Origin of the sequence: Peterkaempfera podocarpi, assembly GCF_042466665.1 — a bacterium.
GTDB classification, from domain to species: Bacteria; Actinomycetota; Actinomycetes; order Streptomycetales; family Streptomycetaceae; genus Peterkaempfera; species Peterkaempfera podocarpi.
The window spans coordinates 8,456,531-8,478,741 of record NZ_CP162102.1 but is presented as its reverse complement, the minus strand read 5'-3'; the positions used below and the strand labels follow the sequence as shown (position 1 = coordinate 8,478,741).

Sequence of the window (22,211 nt, the reverse complement as noted above, 5' to 3'; positions counted from 1 at the left end):
AGACCACGACGACGGACTGAGGACGCGGTCCGGACATCCGCGGTGCCGTTGGTCGGAGTACCACAACACCACCAGCGTAACGGTTCGTAACATCTAGTTACAGGAAGTGAGAATCGCCGGGCCGGATGAGTGTCCTGACGAATCTGCCGGCGCGCGTTCCCCAGGGCCGGATGCTGTCGGCGGAGCGGTCGGCGCTGTTCAGGACACCGCCGCATCTCGCCCCTCGATGCGAGCCCTCGTCGGTGGCAGCCGCGGCCCCGCAGCGTCGCAACCAAGCCCGTCTGGCATCCTGCCCGCATGGACTCTGACGCCCCGACCCCGGTCCACATCGACAAGGTGATGGACGGGCTGGCGATGAACTCCGCCCTGCCGGGCGCCATGGTCCGGCGACTGTTCGCCTGGCGGCGGGGATGGGGGAAGGTGGCGAAGCGTCAGGACCTCACCGAGGACATGATCGCTGAGATCATCGCAACCGACGACCACTGGCTGCTGCACAGCCTGGCGCTCAACGACCGGCTGCCGGGCCGGTTCCGCATCCGTCTGGCCGCCCATCCGGACAAGGCGGTGCGGTCCGCGCTCGTCATCCACGCCGCCACCGCACCGAGGGAGATGCTGGAGCAGCTCATCGATGACCCCGATCCACAGGTCCGCGAGTACCTGGCCAAGCACCATTGCACGCCGCCCGACCTCCGGGCCCGCCTCGCCGCCGACTCCGCCCCTGCGATCCGCGCCACGCTGGCGACGCACTGGACACAAGCGCCGGAAGAGGTCCGTCGGATCCTGCTGACCGATCCCGAGGCCATGGTCCGCGCTGCGGCCTGTTCCACCTACTTCGCGCATCGGCCGCATCCGATACCGCCCTCGGACCTGCTGCCTGCGCTGTTGGCGGACCCTGTGACCCGGGCGGGCGCGGTGATTCACGCCGTTCTCGACGCGGACACCTTCCGGCGGCTCGCCGAGGATCCGGACAGTAAGGTGCGCGCTGAGCTCGCCCGGCATCCCGACTTGCCTCCGTCGGTCCGCGAGGTCCTTGCCGTCGATCCGGCCTTGAGCGTCCGGGTGAAGATCTTCGCCCGGCCGGACACGCCGAAGCACGTGCGGGCGCAGATCCACGCCTCGGTCCATGAGCTTGCGCGTTCGACGGCGGACCCGGGCCCGGACGCCGACGATGAAACAGTCCTGCACTGGTATCAAGACGCCTTCGCACCCACGGAACTGCGGATCCTGCGCCTGCAATGGGTTACGGCCGATCCGCTGCCACACATCGACTCGCCCTATGTCAGCTTCCGAGTCTCAGCGGCACTCAGCAAGGACCTTCCCGCCGGCGCGGTGGCCCGGCTGCTCGGCGACAAAGAGGAGATGGTCCGCCTCACCATGGCCAGCACCGCCCCGCACCTGGTTGATCCCGCGACCGCCGAGACCATCGAACGCCGCTACCGCCGGCGGGACAAGTTCACGTTCTGGTGGGACACGAAGGAGGTCTTGACGTTCGGGTCAGAAACCCTGCGCCGCTTCGCCACCGACCCTGAACCCCGACTCCGCTCCTTCGCACCCCGCGATCCGGATCTACCTTCGGAACTCGCCGAGAAGCTGGCCTCCGACCCGGAAGACCGCGTCCGCCGCGCAGTCGCACCCCACCGCAACCTCCCGCTCCCAGCTCTGCTGCGACTCCTCGCCGACCCCTCGGAGCACGTCGCGGAGGCCGCCGGTGCCTCGCCGTTCCTTCCAGCCGAACACATGGAGTGGCTGCTGACCCAAGCGGGCCTGTAGCCGTCACGTCGCCCAGCCTCGAACGTACGACTGCGGGCGCCATCGCGGGCGGCGGCACTGGGAGCGTCGTTCTCCTCGGTCAGGCCCTCAATATCAGAGTGGTTCGGGTCGATCTCGACGGTGCGGTCAGCACGGATCCGGCCAAGCACCTTGCCCGGACAAGTGGAGAACGAGGGCAGCAATGTTCCAGGCGTCATCCTCGCCGCGGTGGTGACGGCCTTCGAGCCGCCGCCCGGCGATCTCCAAGGCCTGCGCCATGCCCGGGCGTTTGCGTAGGCCGTATGCCTCGGTGAAGGCCGCCTTGGCGTTGGTGTGGTGCCGGCCGAAGGGATAGGGCGTCCGGGTGTCCTGGCACTGCCGGGTGAACTGGTGGCGGTCGTAGTCGCCCCAACTGGCCCACGGGCGGGACCCGGCGTCGTGTTCGGCCGCCAACAGCCGACACGCCTCGACGAAGCTGACCCCTCCATCCACCTCGTATTGCGTGAGCCCGGTCAACTCCGTGCAGAACGCGCTGACCGTGGACCGGGCGGGACGCACCAGGATCCGATGCCGGGCGACACGCTCCGCGGTGGCCAGATCGACGACCGTCAGCCCGATCTCGATGATCTCGCTGACCGCACCCGGCGGTTGGCCGCCGGCCCAGCAGGTGGCTTCGACATCCACGACGTTCACGAGGTGTCCAGCCCCGGTGGTCTCCATGCCGGGAAGCGTAGGGACGAGCGGCAACCGCGGCACCTGGATTTTCCTGCTGCGGTGTGGATGCGGCGCCGTACCGACACCCCGGCAGGCAGCGGGTGCGGGGCGGCGCCTCAGTCGGGCGAGCCCGGTCCCGGGCCACGCGATGTTCGCCCCTCGGCGCACGACGCGGTGAGAGTCCGACAGTGAGCTGGCGTCCAGGCCTGGTCGGCAAGGGCGGGTGCGACGGCGATGCCTTCGCGGCTGCGCTTCTCCAGCAGGTCGGCTTCGAACTCGGCGAAGACGGCCGACATGGCCCCCGGCCCCGAGGCCGACGTGGGAGGAGATCACGGCGGAGCAGCGGATGCCGTTCACCAAGCTCGACGACCCTCGCCCCCGCAGGCACGCCGCCTCCATGCGATGCTCCGCTCAAGCACGCAGGTCAGGAGACATCCGGTGGCGGGGCCAGACGGGTTCAGAGTGCGAGCCAGATCAGGTCCGTCACGCGCAGCGCGGCCGCGTCCGGGTCTGGCAGGTAGTACAGGAGGACCGGTTCGCGGTGGATGTCTACCGCATAGCGGCCGTCCGTGAGCCTGGTGCCCGCCAGCGGCTTGCCGGCGGCGGCCGCGGCGGCGACTTCGATGGCCAGGGCGCGGGCGAACAGCACGATGGCGTCGTGGAGCCGTTCCTCGCCTGCCTTGTGCATGTCGGTAAGAGTCTGTGCGGCCCGGAGGTCCAGGCTCACGGTCCATCTCTGTGGCAAGGCGCCCGTCACTCCCCGTCGACGAGCAGCGGTTCGGGCAGCGGCACCTGGTTGACGCCCAGCCGGGCGTCGGCCAGCCGCTCGTCTGCGCCCGGCACCTTGTCGAGCATGAGCTCGAACCACCGGGCCGACACCACGTCCTGGAGGTCCTCGGCCGGGGTGGCCATGACCAGCTCCAGGAACTGCTTGCGCTGCTTCTCGTCCGGGATGGCTGCACGTACGGCCTCGATCGTGCGAGGGAACGAGCGGACTCGCGGATCGGCGGGCTGCTCGGCCTGCTGCGCGCTCATGGGGGTTCTCCTTAACGACGCTGCACCGCCCACCGTACCGGTTGCCGCTCCTGCGGGGGCAGGGGATCGCCTCACGTACGCGACCCGCTCCGGCAGCGCCCCGAGGAGATGGCCTGGCCACGGACAGTTCGGCGGCGATCTGCGGGGGCGTGTGGTTCAGTGCGTGCAGGTCGTCGGCTCCCCGTTCGAACAGTCTCACCAGCGCCGAGAGCGGGTGCGCAGCGCGATACCGGCCGAGTCGGTGCCCTGCGGTGAGTGCTCAGCCGGGACGCGGCCGAGGGGAGGGATCTGGTCACTGCCAGATGCCTGGCTGCCCGACAGCAGCGGCCGTGACCTTGGGCGAGCGGCCTGTGGCGACCAGCAGGGTCTCCGCGAGGCCGTCCGCGACCACGGTCACCCGGATACCCGGGCCTGCGTCGTCGAGCGGGTCAACGCCTCTCGTGCGCCGCGGCGTTGAACGCGGCGAGCTGCTCGGTGAACGCCCGGGCGCCGCCCTGGGCCGGGTGGCGGACGGGGGTCGCTCCGATGCCGGCGCGGGCCAGGGCGCCCTGGGCCTTGCGGCCGACCGCGAGGAACGTCGTGATGCCGAACGCCTCCGCCAGTGCGAGCGCGATCGGCACGCCGGCGGCCACCTCGGTCGCCCGAGGCGCCCGGTTGGTCGCCGGACGGCCCGGCTCGTGCGGGTGGTTGGGGTAGATCGCCCACATCAGCGGGAGCGCTCCGCGCCACCCCGCCAACGCCCGCCAGACGATCCCGGAAGACTGCTCCCAGGTCGCGGCAGGATGCTCCGGCAATGTGAAACCGTCACCCTGCGGAGCACCGGTGATGAGCCCAGGCCTGGACATCAGCTGCCGCACGCTCGTGAACGGCACCCCCGACACCGTGTGCCCGCGATAGCCGGGCGCCTCGCCCACCATCATCACCCGCAGGCCGCCGGCGGCCATCGAGGCGGCCGTCAGCTCGTGGTAGCGCCGCAGATTGTGTTCGCGACGCCGCCCATCCGGATCCGGCCCGTACAGGAACTCCGCGTCGTCCGGCACCGGCACCGCCCGCAGCAGCTCCCAGAACCTGCGGGTGTCGACGACCGCCACCTGCTCCACCACGCCCTCACCGCAAGGAGATCCGCCGCCCGACGACGGCTCCGGATGGACATGCTAGGTGCCTCCGACGAGGGGACGGCGGACGCGTCACCCCGCCGGAGGACGGCTGCGCCGGAATCCCTCCCTGACGGGGAGGCAGTGCGTCCACTGCCCATGCGAGATCGCATATTCGAGCATCCGCATCATCAATCACCAACGGATCTGCTGGGATCCGCGGCGCCGACGGCCCCCGAAAGGTCCGGATTCATTGAACTCCCGTCGCGCCTGTCGTGTGCCGGCTTCCTTGAAGGCGACCGGCTTGCGGCCCTCCCACAACCCGGTCCAAGAAACGGACGCTCCCGGCGCGCCCAAGATGGCAGCACCAAGGTTATGAGGTGGCGGCGCAAGAGCGCACGGCCTGTGGACACCGGCCCCGGCCTCGCTCACTTCCGGCAGGAGCTGAGCGTCACGCCGGCGGCTGGGTGAGTTTGGCGGCGACGGCGTCGAGGACCCAGTCCAGACCGGTCGCAAAGGATGCCTAGGAGCGCGTCTCGGTAACCGGCAAGCGGTCGGGTGATCGTGGTCGTGGGGGTGGCTCTCGGTCACCCGGTGGTGGCGGTTGGAACGAGATGGCTGGGTCTGCTGGGCCTGGGGCTCCGCCGGGACCGGGCGTGGGATTCTGCGGGGCCTGGTCCGGGCCGGTCAGGCGATCGCTGCGGCCAGTCTGGCAGTGCCGATGTGCCGGAAGGACTTGCGGAAGTTGCGGCAGGCGGCGAGCAGGCGCCATTCGCCGCGGGCTCCGTCTTCGCCGTGCAGGAAGAGCTGGCGGCCGTTCTGGCAGGTCGTGATCTGGTCGAGGACGGGTTCGACGATGGCCTTGCGGCGGCTGTAGGACTTCCGGCCCGGCTTCGTCCACAGCTTGCGGGCCATGCGCTCCTTCAGTGTGGCGCCGGTGGGGATGCGTCCGCGGGGTGCCGGCGGGACCTGCTCGTCGTGGTCGAGTCGGCCGGTGGCCATGAACGTTTCTTCCCCGTAGGACAGTTGGCGCTCTCTGGCGGCTTCGAGGTTGGTCTCGGAGCAGTACCCAGCGTCCATGAGGGCCTGCTTGGGATGCGTGCCGGTGTTCGCGGCCGACTGGTCGAGCATCGTTGTGTAGTTCAGTGCGTCGGAGGCGTTCGTGGTGACGTCGGCGGCGGTGATGACCTGGTGGGCCTCGTCGACGACGGCCTGGGCGTTGTAGGCCTGGATGAAGGCGCCGCCGCTGTTCTGCATGATCCGCAAGTCTGGGTCGGTGAAGTTGGCCTGGGCCTTCGGCTTTGGGCGGGCCGTCTTGGCGGCCTGCTCGCCGACCTCGGTGACGGCCTGCTCGTCGCGGGTGCCGACGCGTTCCTGGCGGCGGCGCTCCTTGTCCTCGGCGTGGCGTCGTGCTTTCTGCGCGGCCTCGGCCTCAATCTACGCGCGGGCGGCCTGCAGCTTCGCCAAGCGCTTCTCGCGGCGGTCCAGCTCGGCGGGCAGGTCGGCTTCCTTGCCGTCGGGTCCGAACCTGCGTCCTCGGCTTCGTCGGTGATCTCGGCATCCGCGACCAGGGCCCCGGCTTGGGCCTCCAGGGCGGCAATCTCGGCCTCGACCCGCTCTTCCTTCTCGACCAGACGGCCGTAGCTCATCGCCTTGTGCTTGGAGGCGTTGGCTTCCAGTTTCGTGCCGTCCAGCGCGACGCGGCCCATCGTGACCACGCCGAGTTTCTGCGCAAGGTGCAGGGACTGGGTGAACAGGTCGGCGACGAACCGGGCCAGATGTCCCTCGGGCAGCCAGTCGTCCAGCGACGGCGGCAGCAGCAGAACTTGGTTCGGGTCGAACGCCCAGAACCGTTTGTCCACCGCCGCCAGACGCGCTTGCGGCCGCTTCGGCTCGACCGGCTCGACCTCGAACAGTCCATCCCCACCACGCATGCCCTGATCATTTCGTATGAATGATCAGGGCATGCAGCCAGGCAGACGCCGGGCACCGGCTCAGACGGCTGTCGACTGGCGCTGGTGAGGCATGTTCCAGCCTTCAGCGAGTCTCGACGGATGAACGTTGTGTCCGCCGCCGAAGAACTCGCAGAACTTCATAATCAGCGGGTCCCAGCCGAGCGGGTCCACGTAGTGCGTCCCCGGGATGACCAGTTCCTCTTCGACATGGGCACGAAGGACCTCGACCTGGAAGGCGGTGGCGTGGGGAATGGGACTGCCGAAGGGATGGGCCGAGACGACCCGGCACTCCAGCTGGACCGGACATTCCGCGACCCTGGGGGCTCGGACCAGGTCCGATGCCTGCTCGGTCAGCTGTGCGGCCGAGAACTTGTCCGGCTCGTAACGGTAGCCCTGCTTCGCCTTGTAGTCCGACACGGCCGGCTTCCCGGTGGTGAGCGCGATCCGGTCAACGGTATCGACCATCGCCGATGAGGGCAGGTTGAGCACGCACTCACCATCCCGCAGCAGGTTCGCCGTGGTCTGGGCACTGTTACCAAGACCGAGCATGCAGGCCTGGCCCAACCACCACGCGGAGGACATCGGCGCCAGGTTCGGAGTGCCGTCTTCGTTGAGTGAACTGATCAGCACCACCGGAGTCCCGAAGTACAAGACCTTGAGCTCAGGGACGACGTGCATGTGCTGCACCTTTCGCGGAGGATTCAGACAGACAGACCCGCGATCAGGAACACGAGCCGTCACTGACTCTCTCGCGAGCGAGACCACCTCCGCTGGCGGAAAAGCGACGTGACATTCCGAATCAGCGGAACGAATCGCCGATGACAGGCTCGTCCCGTTACTGAGACACGCTCCCAGGCGTCCACGTCCGTGCCGTCGTACACCTCCTTGGCCAGCGCCGGGAAGCGGCCCGTGGCCAACATCCTCGCCACATGCGGGCCGGAGGTGCGCTGCCAGTCGCGCCGGGGCAGGCCCGTGGCGCGCTCGACCCGCAGATTCGTGATCTCGCGTCTGATCGCGCCGGTGAAGTAGGCGCTGACGGTCTCCACCGCACGCATGACGGTGTCGATGGCGGCGAGGCCGTCGAGGGCAGCCTGCGTGGCCTCGGTCACGGCGAGGCCGTTCGGGCCCAGGGTCGGGCGGCCGCCGAGCAGACCAGGTCCGCGCGAAGTGCTTCCCAACCGACTCGGCTCTGGCTTCGGTGGGACACGATGGCGTGATCAGGATGTGGGACGTCGTGGTACGGCGTCTGAACAGCAGTCAGAACGCGCTTGCAGCAGTCGGGATCGCGCAGCCTCACATCCGGGATTTCAGCACGTCGACCTCACAGCCCGGCGCGAACGGGTCGAAGCCGTGCTCGACCAGCCAGCGAACCCCCAGCAGGCTTCGCAACGACCACCACGCGCGGATCACGTCGAGGTCGACGTCGGTGCCATAACCGGCGATGACGTCGTCGAGGTGCTCCTCGTGTCCGAGTGTGAACGTGGCGAGGTCGAAAAGGGCATCACCCCGGCCCGCCTCGGACCAGTCGATGATGCCGGTGACCTCGTCGCCGTCGACGAAGACGTGCTCGACCTGCAGGTCGCCGTGCGTGAACACGGGAGTCCACGGCCGGATCGCGGCCTCGGCGACCTGGCGGTTGCGGGTGACCAGGTCGGCGGGCAGGACGCCGTTTGTCACGAGCAACTCGCACTCGCCGTCGAGTTCCGCCGCCAACTCGTCGGGACTCCGGCGGCGCCGGCCGGGCCAGGGCGGCAACGGCGCCTCGTGCAACTGCCGGATGGCGGCACCCGCCGCGGCCCACGCCGTCGACGACGCGGTCGACGGCTCACCGAGACGGCCGAGCGCCGTCCCCGGGACGGCGGCGATCGCGAGCACGGGCGGCTTGTGCCACAGGACCTCCGGAGTCGGGACCGGCACCAAGGCCATCGCCTCGACCTCGACGTCGATGCGCGCCTGATCGGCGTCCACCTTCAGGAATACGTCGCCGACGCGCAGGGTCGCGCGCTCGGAATGGGCGACGACAACTTTGACCTCATCCATGGGCGACCAGTATCCCGGGGATGACCGCGGACGTCGCCGGGATTGTCGCGTGCGATGACGCGGCTGACCCTGTCCCGCTACCCGGCGAGCCAGACCGTCCGTTGGGATGGCTCGGGCCGCAACGACGGCGCGGCCGCTGGCCGCGCCGGCGCACCGCCGGTTCAGTGGAACCGGCCATCACCTGTGTCTGCGGAGAACGCATTCGAGCCCACCCCACATCACCCGCAGAACTCAGGACGTCGGCGGAGCAGCCACGCAACGGCTCCCGGCGCCGCGTCGGACAGCACATCACCTCAGGCCCCAGCATCAGAGGAGAACCATGCACATCGCAGTCATCGGGGCGACAGGAACCATCGGAAGCCGGGTTGTCAACGAGGCTCTCAGCCGGGGCCATCTCGTCACCGCGCTCAGTCGTGACGCGGGCCCGCACGCCGCCGCCGAACAGCGGCCGGGAGTCACCTGGCGCAGTGTCGACGCGCTCGATCCCGTGAGCATCAGCGCTGTACTTCCCGGGCTCGATGTGCTGATCAGCGCCTACCAGCCGGGCAACGCTGCGGTCGACTCCGCCGACATGCTGCAGCGTTCCATCGCCAGCCCCGAGTTGTATCCGGCCGTTGCCCGCGCTCTGCTCAAAGCGCTGGAGACGCATCCCCGCACGCGCCTCATCGTGGTCGGCGGTGCGGGAACCCTGGAAGTACATCCCGGGACGGTCCTGGCCGAATCGGCCGAGCTGCTCCACCAGACCCTGGACGAGCTCGGTGTCCCCCGGGAGTTCGCGGCTGCCGTACGCGGCCACCTGGAGGCGTTGAACACGCTGCGCACCTCCAACCGCCTGTGGACCTACTTCAGTCCTTCCCAGCACATCGGCCCCGGCGAACGCACCGGGCGTTTCCGTATCGGTGGCGATCAGACCATCCGCGATGCCGAGGGGATCAGCCGGATCTCCACAGAGGATGCAGCGGTGGCTCTGATCGACGAGGTCGAGCTGCCTCGGTTTGTACAACGCCGCTTCACCGCGGGTTACTGAATCGCCTGACTGTTCGCCACCGCAGCCGGTCACGATGCAGGCACTCGGCAGTGCGGCTGAGCGACGCACGGCTGAACGACCATGACGTGGGCGCGTTCGCACGCGTCGAGCCACTCGGTGCACCAGCCGACGGCCCGCGACCCTGGCCCGAGCGGGGGCTGTCGAGCTGGGGGCTGCAAGGCTGCGCAGCCCATGCACGCGCACGTCCGGGGGCACCCGTCCAGCCCCGGCGATGTCACGCTCGACCGCGCCGCGGCTGGCCGTGCACTCCCCGTCCGCCGGCTGGACGCCGACGCACACGGGGGGCGGCTCTGTGCGAGTCGCCCCCCGTGTGGCTGGTCGAGGTCAGCGCACCTTCAGACGGTGCACCCCTCCGCTGATGGTGCCGACGTACAGGTAGGCACCGTCGGGGCTGGCCGCGAGCTTGGTGGCGTCCAGATTCTGCAGCCCGTTGGAGATGTTGCTCCAGGTCAGGCCGTTGTCGGTACTGCGCAGCACGCCACGGCCGCCCTTGGGCAGGTCGTTGGGTGAGTAGCGTGTCGTGGCCGCGTAGAGCGTGCTGCCGACGCGGAGCAGGTCCGAGACTCGCGTCGGCAGGCCCCCGGTGTCCGCGGTACGCCAGGTCCGGCCGCCGTCGCTGCTCACCCGGATGCCGCCGCCCCCGACGAGCAGCCGGGTGCCGTCGAGGTCGATCGCTGAGACGGCCCCCTCGGTGACCTGCGTGACGGTCGCCCCGCCGTCGTCCGAGCGGTACAGGCCCTGGGCGTTGCCCAGCCACAGGCGCATCGGGTTGTGCGGGTCACCGATCACGGCGTCGTAGCTGGCATCGTGGTGCAGCGCCTTCCACGTCGCACCGTTGTCGGCGGTCGCGAAGAGGCCCGAGTCGCCCAGGGACTCGTAGCCGACGAGTACGCGCTGCGGATCGGCGGGGTCGACGGTGAGTGTCTTCGGTTGGCCCCCGAAGGTGGTCTTCTGCTCCCAGGTGCTGCCGCTGTCCTCGCTCCGCGAGACGGAGAAGGTGCCCACCGCGGAGGAGGTGACCTTCCACACCACCTTGGGGTTCTTGGGGGACACCGCGACCAGGCCGACCCTCTCCCCGATGCGTCCCTCGTTGCCGGACGGTCCCCATTCCGGGGCGCTGACGGGCAGTTGAGCCCGCTGGATGCCGGTTTCCGTTCCGGCCAGGAGGGTGTTCCCGGTGACTGCGAGGTCGTACGCGGTCCCGCCCTGGACGCCGATCCGGCGGTAGTCGCTGCCGGGGGCGGCTGCCCGGTAGAGGCCGGCCAGATCGGTGGACACCGTGAACGATCCGTCCGCCCACCGGTCGTAGTCGCTGGGCGCGGTGTTGAGCTGCGGCATGGGAATCGGCGCCCAGGTGCGGCCGTCGTTCCGGCCCAGCCAGCTCACCCCGGTCGTCCCGAGGAACACCTCGTCGCCCGAGACCTTCAGGCTGGTGACCGCGTCGTCGACGGTGTGCAGGGTGGACCAGGTCTTGCCCTGGTCGTACGAGCCGACCAGACCGGCCTCTGCGTCATAGGCGACGACGACGGAGCCGTCCGCGGCCAGCCGCTGGGTGGTGAAGTCGGGCGAGTCGTAGACCTGCCGGGAGTCCGTGAGGTTGCCCGAGAGCACGCCGGAGCGTACCCAGATGCCCGCCGGGGTCGAGAGGTAGAGGTCGTCGCCGGAGACCGCCGCCCCCGTGACGTCGCCGGACACTCCGACGGGGTATGCGGTCCACGTGTCGCCCGTGTCGGTGCTGACGAGGAGTCCGGCGTCGGTCACGGCGATCAGGGTGTGGGTCTGCTCGTCGGTGACCAGTGCGGCGATATGGGTGTCGGGGACGTCGAGGGTCTGCCATGTGCGGCCCCGGTCCCGGGTCCGCAGGATGGTGCCCTGCATCAGCTGCGCTGTCGATGCGTCGCCGTCGCCGTTGACGGCGTACCACCAGCGGCTCGAGTCATTGGTGTCGACGACGACCGTGCCGTTGCCCCTGGCCATCGGGAGCCGGTTGAGCTGGGTCCAGGTCGCGCCGCTGTCGGTGGTGAGCCAGGGGCCGGCCTTGCGGTACTCGGTCAGTACGGCCTGACGCGGCGCACGGGGGACGGTGGTGAGCTGGCCGCCGTCGGTGTTGGGGCCCACGGGCTCCCACTGGCTGCCCCTGCTGTCCTCGGGGGTGACCTCGAAGGCGTCGGAGCCGACAAGCCGCTGACCGGTGGCGGCCGTTCCGGCGACCGTCACCTTGTACGCCCCGGCGCTCCGCCCGGTCACCGCGGCCCGGTACCAGGTGCCGTGGTCGAGGACGGTGGTGACCGTGGTGGCGTTGCCGTGCGGCGGGGTCACGGTGACGGTGGGCGGGCCGCTGAGGGCGGTCGGGCTGTAGACGAACACCGTGGAGTGGCCGTCGCTGGGATCGGGCGAGGCCTGCGCGATCAGATGCTGTGCGACCAGCAGGTAGGGAACGGTGATCGCCGGTCCGCTGCCGGCGGTGACGGTGAGACGTCCGGTGACTTCGGTGTCGGCGGTGGGCCGCGCCGTCCGGATCGTGACGGCGGCCGTGGCGGTACCCCCCGCAGCGATGTCGATGTGCTGCGGGCTGACCTCGGCGGCGCCGCTCGTCCTCAGGGTCGCGGTCAGTCGCCGCGTCCCGGAGTTGCGCAGTGTCACCGTCCTGGTGCCGCCGATCGTCGGCCGGGAGAGGTCGGCGAGCCCGAAGGAGAGGCTGGCGGGCGTGGCGGTGACGACGGCGTTCGCTGCCGCGGCCACGTCGAGGCGACCGGCGCCCTGGGTGGTGGGTTCCGAGCCGTCCAGCGGTTTGGCCGTGCCGACCAGGGCCGACTTCACCGTGTCCGGCGACTGTCCCGGGTGCAGTTGGCGGAGCAGGGCGGCGGCGCCCGCGACGTGCGGGGCGGCCATCGAGGTTCCGGACATCCGGAACTCACCGGGTGCGTACAGGCTCTTCGGCACGGTGGAGCGGATCTCCACGCCCGGCGCCACCAGGTCAGGCTTCAACTCGTAGCGCGGCGAGGGGCCGCGGGAGGAGAAGGAGGCGATCTGGTCCGTGGCGTCGGTGCCGCGGACGGTGACGGAGACGGGCTTGGCTGCCAGGCGAGTGCTCAGTTCCTGGTACTGGCCCATGTCCATGCTGAGGACGACCAGCTTGTCCATGCGCTGGGAATCGCCGGAGGCGGCGATGCCGGGGGCGCCGGCGGTGACGGCGACGGTCCCGTCGCCGGCCGCGGTGCGTTGCGGGTCTCCTCCGCCGCTGTACAGGGGGCCGATCAGCAGGGCGAGGGCCCCGCGCTGCTCCGCCTCGCGGGCCAGCTCCAGGTCCGGGGTCGCCTGGACCAGCACGATCTTGCCGTGGACGTCGCCCACCCGGGACCAGTCCTCGGCGCTGCCCGAGCCGGCGTCCACGACCTGGGCCGTGAACGGCTTGGTCGGCGGGTTCGCCGACATGGTTTCACGGTTGGTCTGGAGGAGTTGGGGGTGGGGGCCGGCCAGATAGGCCGTGGGCAGCACGAGGTTGCTCGTGGACGCCCCGACGGCGATGACCCCGTCGGCGGACGCGGGGGTGGTGACCGTGTCCGGACCGGGGCCGTAGTTCCCGGCGGCTGCCACCACCACGACGCCTGCCCGGGTGGCGGCGGTCGCGGCCAGACCCAGCGGGTCGGTGCCGTCGCCGGAGCCGCCCAGACTCATGTTGATGACGTCGGCGCGATGCGGGTTCGCGGGGTCGCTTGCCGCCTCGACACCCGCGATGATGTCGGACTCGTAGCCGCTGCCCTGGTCGTCCATCACCTTGTAGGCGACGATGGTGGCGTCCGGGGCAACGCCGGTGATCCCGCCCTGCTCCGCGGCCTTGCCCGCGATGATCCCGGCGACGTGGGTGCCGTGGCCGTTGTCGTCCATCGGGTCGGCGTCGTTGTTGACGAAGTCGTACCCGGCGACGACCTTGTGCCCGGGGCCGAATCCGCCGCCGAGGTCGGGGTGGGTGTAGTCCACGCCCGAATCGATGACGGCGACCGTCACCCCTGCCCCTCGCACGGCCTTGCCCGACGGGTCCTGGCGCTTCCACACCTGGGGCGCGCCGATGAGCGGAACGCTGACGTCGGTCTGGGCCCGCACCGGGATGTCCGGGACGACGGCCGTGACGCCCGGCATCGCGGACAGTCCTGGGATTTCGTCGGCGGAGACGGTCATCGCCACGGCGTTGACCAGGAGGTTGAATGTGCGGACCGCGGCGGGGTGCAGGCCGGCCCGTGCGGCCTTGCCGAGGAAGTCCTGCTGCCGGGATGCCACCGAGCGGCGTGCGGTGGTGACTTCGGCGGCTCGGGCTGACGGTGCCGTGCCGGCGGGCGCGGCGGTGATCGCGGCGGCTCCGGAGAGTTCGACGATCACCCGCCGTTCGGGACCGGGGGCCCCCGAGCCGGCTGCGGGCGGAACCCACGAGAGGAGGCCTCCCACCACGACGGCTGCCAGCCCGACATTGAGTGATCTTCGTATCGATATCGCCATGGGGAAGGTCTTACGGGGAGCTGTTTGCGGATGCAACGATTCGCCGTGGCCCATTGCTGTCAGTGGCACCCGTGGGCCAAGGTAGTTGCATGATCAAGCAGCTCTCAGCCGTGGGTGTCGCTCCGTTCGACGAGAGCGTCTACCGTGCGGTCCTTGCAAGGCACACGGCGCGCCCCAGCGAACTCGAAGCCGACCTCGACTGCTCCGCCGAGCGGATCGTCCGGGCTCTGGACCGGCTGTGCGAGCAAGGGCTGGTGAGCCGGCTCGCCGGAGCCCGCCGCCGCTACACGGCCATCGAGCCGCAGGCGGCGCTGGAGGCTCTGATCAGGGGACGGACCCTGGACCTGGACCGGGTCCGGTCGGCGGCAACGGAGCTGTCCGAGCTCTTCGCCGGGGCCCGGAACGCCGCCACCGAGGAGGTCGAGCTCGCCACCGGCAGCGAGGAGCTGGGCCGTTGGTTCGTACGACTGCAACAGGAGGCGCGCAAGGAGGTCATCACCCTGGACCGGCCGCCGTATGCGCTGACCACCTCGAATCCGGTGGAGGCGACCGCCCTGGCCCGCGGCGTGGTGTACCGCTCGGTCTACGCCCCGGAGGCCCTGGAGTGGCCGGGCGTCCTCAGGGACATCCGAGACCTCGTCCACCACGGCGAACAGGCACGGGTGCTGCCAGGGCTGAGGGTCAAACTCGCCATAGCCGACCGCCGGCTCGCTCTGATGCCGCTGTCGCTGGACCTCACCGACGTACGCGCCGCGGTCATCCGCCCCTCCGCGCTGCTGGACTCGCTCATCGACTACTGGGAGATGTGCTGGCGGCAGGCCACCCCGCTCGGCGCACCCACCGCGGACCCGCTCGGCGAGGAGGACCGTCAGCTCCTGATGCTCCTGGTCAGCGGCCTCAAGGACGAGGCGATAGCCCGACAGCTCGGCTGGTCGGTACGTACCATGCGGCGCCGGATGAGCCGCCTGCTGGAGTCGTTGGGGGCCGCCAACCGCTTCCAGGCCGGAGCGATCGCCGCCCGCAGCGGCTGGCTGTGACGCCGGGTCGGGTCGAGCGCGCGAGTCGCTCGTCGTGCCTGCTCCACTCGGCAGGCGGTGCGTCATGACGCGTCCGTGCGCGCGGCTGCTACGGACGCCGGTTCCGCTCACCTTCGCATCGGGGCCGCCCGCCTGACCTTCACCGTGTGACCGCGTTGCTCGTACGGTGGAGGCCACCCCGCGTCGGAAGGCGCGCCTGTTCTGCGCTCAGTCCGGGCCTGTGTGTCATTCCGCGCTGTCGATTGTCCGGTAGAAGGAGAGGAGGGCCTCCGCGAGCCGCCCGGGTGCTTCCATCGCCGCGTAGTGGCCGATGCCGTCGAGCGAGACGGAGCTCACGTCCTTGGTGACCTGGCGCAGTGTCGCCGGCGTGAAGTCTCCTGACCTGCCTCCGACGGCGAGCACGGGCGTGGCGAGGTGCTGGGACGCCAGTTTCCGGATCTCCTCGCCTTCCCTGAGCATCGATCGGTAGAGCCCGGCGGCGCCGTTGAACGCGTCGGGTCGCGCGTAGGAGCGGGTGAGCTCGTCGATGTCCTGGTCGGTGAACGCATCAGGGGTCGCGCAGAGGGAGGGCAGGGCGTAGTCGGCGAGGAATACGCGCTCCCGCCCGGTGAGCAGCATCTCCGGGATGCCGGGGGCGACGAGAACACCGATGTGCCAGGCACCGCCGTGAGTGACGTCCGCGAGCCTTTCGACGCCGAACCCGGGCAGCCCGGTCTCGATCGCGGCGTAGCTTCGCACAAGGTCCGGGTGTGTGGCGGTGACGCGGAACGTGGTGGGGCCGCTGATGTCCTGGCCGGTGAGGTGGACGGGGCCGAGGTCGAGCCGGGCGATCAGCTCGCTCAGGTCCTGGGCCGCGGTCGCACTGTCGTGGTCCGTCGCGGCGGTGGCGGAGTCGCCGAAGCCGCGCAGGTCCGGGGCGAACACCCGGTGGTGCCGGCTGAGCAAGGGGATCAGTTTGTGGAAGACCCACCAGGTTTCCGGAAAGCCGTGGACCAGCATGACGGGGGATCCGGACGTTCCGGCTGAGACGTAGTGCAGTTGCGTGCCGTTGAGGCTGATGCGGTGGTGCTGGGCGCCCGGAATGGTGGCGCCGCGGGTCGTGGGGTTCATTGTTGCCCTCCATCTGGTCGACAACCTGGTTGTCAACCTATAGGTCGACAGCCAGGTTGTCGACCCCGGCGGGGCTCTCGTATGATGCGTCGTATGGCACGGTCACCAGGCGCTGAGCTTGCGCTGCTGCTGCTCGGCGGCTTCCAGTCGATGGTGGACGAGGTGCACGGCGAGCTGGCGAGCCGCGGACACGAAGGCGTGCGCGCAGGCCACGAGCCCGCCCTGCGCGCCATCGACGAGGGAGCAGACACAGCCGCGGAACTCGGCCGCAGCCTGTCGGTGTCCAAGCAGGCAGCCGCCAAGACGATCGCCGCCCTCGAGCGGCTCGGATACGTCGAACGCGAGGCCGACCCGAGCGACGCACGCCTTAAACGACTGCGCGTCACAGCCTGCGGCCACGACATGATGACCCTCGGCGCGGCGCTCTTCACCGAGGTGCGCGACCGCTGGGCGGCGCAGATCGGAGCCGAGCAGCTCGACGCCCTCGAAGCACACTTGACCCGGCTCACCAAGAACCGGCGGCCGAGCACTCAGGACCTGGCACGACTCCACGAGGATCTCGGCGAGACGATCTGACGACACGCGTCGGATCCCGTCTCGCGTCGATGTCCCTCACCACCTGAAGCAGTTGCACTGCGCGAGACCCCCGGCTGGTCCCGGGGCGGCGGCCGGTCCGCCCCGGCCGGTGCGCTGCTGCTGGCCGCGATCCGGCTGCGCACGGCCACCGCCGCCCAGGCCCGCACCCGGCCCCCGCGGCTCGGCGCCCTCCGCAACCGGCTGCGCGAACGCCGCGCCTGGAGACGCGAGCTCACGCGCTCCGCCCCACGTCCTCCCCGGCGCCGCCCTCCCCTGTGCCGTCCTCCCCCACGCCGTCCTCCCGCCGCCCCGCGGCAGGAGCGGTGCCGTGTTCGGGCCACACCCCGACGTGGTCGGGCTCCAGTGAGACCTCGACCCGGTGCTCCATGCCCAGTGCCTCCAGGAACTGGCGCGGCAGCTGCAGCCGGCCGGCCCGGTCCAGAACCGCGTACTCGCGCTCCTCGACGGACTCCTCGCCGTGCTCGTCGGTGGCGAACCGGCGCAGCACCTCCGAGCTGGCCCGGCCGTCCCGGAACGCCACTGAGCGGCGCACCTCCCCCGCCACCGCCGGGTCATGCGTCACGATCACCACGGTTGAGCCGAGCTCCCGGTTGACCGTGCGGAACGCATCGAAGATCATCGCGCCGGTCTCCGCGTCCAACTCACCGGTCGGTTCGTCCGCGAGCACCACACCCGGGTTGTTCGCCAGCGCCACCGCGATCGCGACGCGCTGCTGCTCGCCGCCGGACATCTGCTCCGGACGACGGTCCCGGCAGTGACCCACCTGCAGCAGCTCCAGCAGGTCCGCCGCGCGTCCGGCACGCAACCGTCGACGCCGGCCCCACCTGGAACCGGCCGGACCACCGCTCAACTGCATGGGCATCGCGACATTCTGAATGCCTGTCAGATAGGGAAGCAGGTTGTGCGCGGTCTGCTGCCATACGAAGCCGACCACCTCCCGCCGGTAGCGCAGCCGCTCGGCCGCGCCCATCGTCAGCAGGTCGCAGCCCGCCACCACCGACCGGCCGGCCGTCGGTACGTCCAGGCCCGCCAGGATCCGCAGCAGCGTCGACTTGCCGCTGCCGGATGCTCCCACCAGGGCCATCAGCTCTCCGGGTGCCACAGTCAGGTCCACGCCCTGCAGCGCCTGCACCTCCACGCCGTCCGTGGAGAAGATCCGCACCAGCCGGTCACAGGTGATGAGCGCGTCATGGCCGTAGCCGGGCCGTTCGCGCTCCGCGGCCACGCGAGCGCGCAGCTCGTCGAGGCTCGGTCCGGCCTCGCGGTGCTCCCGGTCTGCCGGGTGCAGGCCGCCGCTCGTGCTCATCTCTGGTCCCCCGCTCTCAGTTCGGTCGTCAGCTGTCGTCGTCCCACCACCGCGGCCTCCACGGCGACCACGGCCACCGCGAGCAGCAGCACTGCCAAGCCCGGCCCGGCCAGTGGCAGCAGCGCCGGCCGCAGCGCCGGAGGGCCGGCGCCCGGCGCGTCCGCCGTGCCGGCCAGCGCGGCCAGGTCCACGGACGGGCCGAACAGCGGCACTGCCGCCAGCCCCACCGCGATGCCTGCGACCACACCGGCCAGCACCTGCGGCAGCGCCTCCACCAGGATCAGCCGGTAGCCCTGACTGGGCGTCAGCCCCATGGTGCGCAGCCGCGCCAGCAGCGCCGCCCGACCCGGTGCGGCGTGCAGCAGTGCCAGCAGCACCGCGAGTGCGGCGAACAGCGCGGCCGCCGCCACCATGGCCAGGTAGAGGGTGGTCGCCGAGGCCTGCTCGGGCTGCCGGTCCAGGGCGGACACCACCTCCGAGCGGACCTCGACCGACGCCGTCGTGTGGGCGCGCGCCACCGTCGCGTGCAGGGCCGGCCCGTCGACCGGGCCGTCGATGAGCAGCAGCTCCGGGGCGAGCCGGTGCAGCCCGGTGGTCCGGGCCAGCGCCGGGGCGGACACGACCAGTATGTTGCCGTCCGGGGTGAACAGCGTGCCGCCCACCGTGCCGACCACCTTGAGCTGGTACGTGCCGACGATGTCGTTGCGGTGGACGAGCTGCGTGCCGATGCGGCGTGCCAGTGCGGGTGAGGCCAGCGCGGGCAGCGGGCCGCTGCCGCCGCCGTCCAACAGCGTTGTGGGCAGAGGCTGCGCCGTCCCCAGCTTCCGGGCCAGGGCGGAGTAGGCCTGCGGGTCGACGGCGTAGAGCTGGTAGTGGGTGCCGTTGCCGAGCGAGCCGCCGCCGGGGTGGTCGACCGGGACGACCGAGCGCACGCCGGGGCTGCGGCTCACCGCGGTGACCAGGGCGGGCGGCAGCGCCGAGCTGCCCTCGACCCGGGCGTCGGCGCCGACCTGCACCGCCGCCGTGTGGTCCCAGGTCTGCGTGATACCGGCGAGCATCTCGGTGCCGAAGACGGCCGCGGTGAGAGCCAGCAGCAGGGCGAGGGTGTGCAGCAGTGCGGAGCCGGCGGGGGCCCGTCCGGCGCGGGCCAGGCCAAGGAAACCGGATACGGAGCGGCGACGGGACCACAGACGTCCGACCGCCCGCAGCGGCCCGGGGTACAGCCGCGCCACCACGATCGCGCCGACCAGTCCGAGCAGCACCGGTGCACAGGTCAGCAAGAGGTCCGCGCCGGACGCCGTGCCGCGGCGGCGCACCGAGGCGACGGCGGCGACCGCCGCGAGAGCCACCGCGAGCTCCGCCACCGTGCGCCGCCGCGTCGGACGCGCCGTCAGCACATCGTCGCCGCGGCCGATCGCCCGCAGCACCCGGTGCCGCGCCAGGATGCGGACCGGGACGCCGATGGTGGCCAGTGCCCATACGGCCACGCCGGCGAGCACCGGCGTACCCACGTGCCGCGTGGGCAGCAGCACCAGGGCCAGCGCCGTGCCGGCTGCCGCGCCGGGCGTGGTCGCGGCGGCGGTCTCGGCCAGCAACCGCAGCCCGAGCCCCGCCATCCCGCCCCCGCGGGCCCGCAGCAGCGCGACCTCGCGCGCCCGGCGCTCCGCTGCGAGCCCGGCGGCCATCAGCAGCACAGCCGCGGCGGCGCCGGCCGCACCGGCCGCACCGACGGCGAGCATCGTGTGGAGGGCGCTCTCCCGCCGGTTGAACTCGTCCAGAACGCGGGGCAACCCGCTGGTCAGCGTGATGCCGTCGTCCCCGAAATCTGCCATGCCCAGCGCGGCGAGAGCCTCGGGGCCGGACAGCAGGCCGGCCAGCCTGCCCCGGGCGGCGCCGACCTCGTCGGCGTGCAGGCTCCCCGGCACCAGGGGCAGCCACCAGTACGCCAGGCTGCCGCCGAAATAGTAGGTGAACCAGTCGGTCGCGCCAGGGGCGACCAGGCCCTCGACGTTCCAGTACCGCGCCTGCGACGTGGTGTAGTCCAGCTCGGGGCGCAGCAGCCGCTGGTCGGCGACCCAGTAGGGCAGAGACGGATCCAGCGGCCGGTACACACCGACGACCTCCAGCGTGACCACCGTTCCGGTGCTCAGCCGGGCACCGGCGTGCACGCCGAGGATCCGCGCGGTCTGCTCGCTCACCGCGGTCTCCAGCACCAGCCGGGTGACCTGTTCGTCGGGTCCTCGCGGGGGAACGGGGTCGTGCGGCAGCCTGCCCTCGACCAGATGCACGTGCGCGGCCTGGCCCGGTTGCCAGGCCAGGGCGACGACCGGCGCCAGCCCATCGGGTCGCGGCATGTTCCTCCCGGTCAGGCTGACGGTCTCCAGGCCGCGGTCGCCGTAGCTGCTGGTGGCCTTGTCCACCACCAGCGGGGGACGGACAAGCGCCTCCAGCGCGTTCTGGACCTTCGCCGCCGTCATGGCGCCCCCGGCGCCGAAGAAACCGGGGTCCGTGGTGCCCGTGATGCTGCGCCCCTGCAGGTCGGTGGCGGCGATCCGGCGGCGCAGGGCGGTGTCGTCGGCACGGGCGGAGGCGGACGGCAGGGCCGCCGCGAGGAAGGCCGTCGCCAGAACCAGCAGGCACAGCGCGGCGGCGGCGCCGGACGCTGTGCGCAGCTGGGTGCGGGTCCACGGCGCGAGGGCCCGGCGGCGGGCGGCGGTCATGACTCCTCCGATCGACGCAGGCTGCGGGCCGGGTCGCCACCTCGGCGCCCGGACAGCGCCGCCACCAGGAGCGGCACGCCGCCGACCCCCACGAGCAGCAGCGCCAGCGGTGCGGCGGGCAGCAGCACCTGGACGGCGGGTACAGGCGGGGTCGCCTGCGGGGTCAGCACCAGCAGTGGGACGACGAGCCGCGTCAGTGCCTCGCCCAGCAGCGCGCCGGTGGCCACGCCGAGCAGCACCGGCAGCGCCAGCACGGCCGCGGTGCTGCGGGCCACCAGGCGCCGGGGCGCGCCGAGCGCGCGCAGCACGGCCGCCTCGCCGGCGCGCCGGCGTACCGCGCCGGAGGCCTCCGCGCCGAAGCCGACTGCGGCGAGCAGCGCGGCCAGGACGGACGCGGCCAGCAGCGCCGACTCGGGGCCGGTCCCCAGCGGGTCGTGCAGAAGCTCTGCGGTGACCTGGTCGCGCACGAACACGCTTCGCCTCCCGGGACGGGCCCGGATCGCGGCGGCGGTGCGCTCGGCGGCGCCGGGCGCACCGCTGACGTCCAGCCACCACTCGTGCTGCAGAATCGGCGCGATGAGGGCGGCGTCGGCCCGCCGGTCGAAGGCGGCCAGGTCGACCAGCAGCGCCCCGCCGTAGCCGTCGGATCCGTTGTCGCCGCTCTGGGCCAGGCGGCCGGTGAGGCCCTGCTCGGCGGCGGCCCCGGTGCCCGGCAGCGCGCTGACGGCCGCGGTGATGCGCACCCGGATCACCCCGGAGCCGAACCGGAGCGGCACCACATTGCCGACGTGCGCGCCGCTGGACTCCAGGAAGCGCCGGTCGGCGACGCCGGGCAGCGTGCCGAGCGAGCCGCGGTCGGGCCGCAGCGTGGTGATTCCGGGGTCGAGCGTCAGCGCGATCGGCCGGCTCGGGCTCCCCTCGACGGCCGGGACTCCGTCCGGGGCGGCGACGACAGTGCCGTCCGGCATGCCGTCGTCGTACGACGCCTTCCAGGCGAAAGCGCGCGGGACGGATGCGGGTGTCGCGTCGGCGCGCACGGCGCGGACCACGAAGTCCTGCTGCACCGGCGCGACTTGCGCCTCCGGAGTGGTGACGGTCAGTCCGCTGAGGGTCAGAGGGTAGGCGGGGGTGCCGTCGCCGGCCGCTGCCGCCAGGTCGGCGCGCACGGAGTGCGGTCGGCCGTCGGTCGGCACGTCGATGGTGGGCAGCGTCCAGTGCATGTCGTAGCGGTCGGTGACCTGCAGGACGACTTGGTCGGTGGCCTGGTCCATGGACGCCGCGCTGGATCCGGGCGTCAGCGTGGCGCTGACGT

General features: G+C 71.4%; 15 protein-coding genes and 2 pseudogenes. 4 read left to right on the top strand and 13 right to left on the bottom strand.

From position 1 onward, the window contains the following. The first annotated feature begins 297 nt into the window (after positions 1-297). Positions 298-1,770 (top strand): hypothetical protein, encoded by a 1,473-nt coding sequence (locus tag AB0761_RS36865; RefSeq protein ID WP_377273640.1) that lies wholly within the window; start codon positions 298-300, stop codon positions 1,768-1,770. Positions 1,771-1,896: 126 nt separating this feature from the next. On the opposite strand, the gene AB0761_RS36860 is transcribed toward AB0761_RS36865, so the two are convergent. From AB0761_RS36860 to AB0761_RS36825, 8 genes and pseudogenes are all read right to left on the bottom strand, one after another. Then, positions 1,897-2,469, bottom strand: a complete 573-nt coding sequence (locus AB0761_RS36860; protein WP_377273639.1) for an exonuclease domain-containing protein — start codon at positions 2,467-2,469, stop codon at positions 1,897-1,899. A 451-nt stretch (positions 2,470-2,920) separates the two neighbouring features. After that, complete coding sequence (locus AB0761_RS36855; protein ID WP_377273638.1) at positions 2,921-3,190, bottom strand: hypothetical protein; 270 nt, start codon at positions 3,188-3,190, stop codon at positions 2,921-2,923. A gap of 26 nt (positions 3,191-3,216) precedes the next feature. Beyond that, positions 3,217-3,498 carry a hypothetical protein gene (locus tag AB0761_RS36850; protein ID WP_377273637.1) on the bottom strand — a complete coding sequence of 94 codons (282 nt, stop codon included), beginning with the start codon at positions 3,496-3,498 and terminating at the stop codon, positions 3,217-3,219. 428 nt (positions 3,499-3,926) lie between these two features. Then, a complete protein-coding gene (locus AB0761_RS36845) occupies positions 3,927-4,601 on the bottom strand; it encodes a uracil-DNA glycosylase (protein WP_377273636.1) in 675 nt (224 codons plus the stop codon). Between the two features lie 678 nt (positions 4,602-5,279). Beyond that, a pseudogene (locus AB0761_RS36840) lies at positions 5,280-6,508 on the bottom strand (transposase). 78 nt (positions 6,509-6,586) lie between these two features. Beyond that, complete coding sequence (locus AB0761_RS36835) at positions 6,587-7,225, bottom strand: flavin reductase family protein (RefSeq protein ID WP_377273635.1); 639 nt, start codon at positions 7,223-7,225, stop codon at positions 6,587-6,589. Between the two features lie 59 nt (positions 7,226-7,284). After that, positions 7,285-7,698, bottom strand: a pseudogene (locus tag AB0761_RS36830) (TetR/AcrR family transcriptional regulator C-terminal domain-containing protein); the annotation flags it as partial. Positions 7,699-7,840: 142 nt separating this feature from the next. Then, entirely contained in the window at positions 7,841-8,587 is a 747-nt protein-coding gene (locus AB0761_RS36825) for a phosphotransferase family protein (protein WP_377273634.1), read from the bottom strand. Between the two features lie 319 nt (positions 8,588-8,906). Here AB0761_RS36825 and AB0761_RS36820 point away from each other — a divergent pair, with 319 nt between their 5' ends. Then, positions 8,907-9,614, top strand: coding sequence for an NAD(P)-dependent oxidoreductase (locus AB0761_RS36820; RefSeq protein ID WP_377273633.1), 708 nt, complete (start codon positions 8,907-8,909; stop codon positions 9,612-9,614). Positions 9,615-9,959: 345 nt separating this feature from the next. Here the strand turns inward: AB0761_RS36820 and AB0761_RS36815 are convergent, their stop codons facing one another. Continuing rightward, positions 9,960-14,129: a S8 family serine peptidase gene (locus AB0761_RS36815; protein ID WP_377273632.1), complete on the bottom strand. Its 4,170-nt coding sequence runs from the start codon at positions 14,127-14,129 to the stop codon at positions 9,960-9,962. An 89-nt stretch (positions 14,130-14,218) separates the two neighbouring features. Between AB0761_RS36815 and AB0761_RS36810 the strand changes: the two genes are divergently transcribed. Further along, entirely contained in the window at positions 14,219-15,166 is a 948-nt protein-coding gene (locus tag AB0761_RS36810; protein ID WP_377273631.1) for a helix-turn-helix domain-containing protein, read from the top strand. 225 nt (positions 15,167-15,391) lie between these two features. On the opposite strand, the gene AB0761_RS36805 is transcribed toward AB0761_RS36810, so the two are convergent. After that, positions 15,392-16,276, bottom strand: coding sequence for an alpha/beta fold hydrolase (locus tag AB0761_RS36805; protein WP_377273630.1), 885 nt, complete (start codon positions 16,274-16,276; stop codon positions 15,392-15,394). Between the two features lie 93 nt (positions 16,277-16,369). On the opposite strand from AB0761_RS36805, the gene AB0761_RS36800 reads away from it, so the two are divergent. Further along, on the top strand, positions 16,370-16,852 hold the full coding sequence (locus tag AB0761_RS36800; RefSeq protein WP_377273629.1) for a MarR family winged helix-turn-helix transcriptional regulator: 483 nt from the start codon (positions 16,370-16,372) through the stop codon (positions 16,850-16,852). 232 nt (positions 16,853-17,084) lie between these two features. Here the strand turns inward: AB0761_RS36800 and AB0761_RS36795 are convergent, their stop codons facing one another. Genes AB0761_RS36795 through AB0761_RS36785 form a run of 3 tightly spaced genes read right to left on the bottom strand, consistent with a single transcriptional unit; the run spans position 17,085 to position 22,170 of the window. Further along, positions 17,085-18,179: an ABC transporter ATP-binding protein gene (locus AB0761_RS36795; protein ID WP_377273628.1), complete on the bottom strand. Its 1,095-nt coding sequence runs from the start codon at positions 18,177-18,179 to the stop codon at positions 17,085-17,087. Further along, positions 18,176-20,899, bottom strand: a complete 2,724-nt coding sequence (locus tag AB0761_RS36790; RefSeq protein WP_377273627.1) for an FtsX-like permease family protein — start codon at positions 20,897-20,899, stop codon at positions 18,176-18,178. The genes AB0761_RS36795 and AB0761_RS36790 overlap by 4 nt, the downstream gene beginning before the upstream one ends. Further along, positions 20,896-22,170 carry an FtsX-like permease family protein gene (locus AB0761_RS36785; RefSeq protein ID WP_377273626.1) on the bottom strand — a complete coding sequence of 425 codons (1,275 nt, stop codon included), beginning with the start codon at positions 22,168-22,170 and terminating at the stop codon, positions 20,896-20,898. Before AB0761_RS36785 ends, AB0761_RS36790 begins: the two co-directional genes overlap by 4 nt. Between the last annotated feature and the right edge of the window lie 41 nt (positions 22,171-22,211).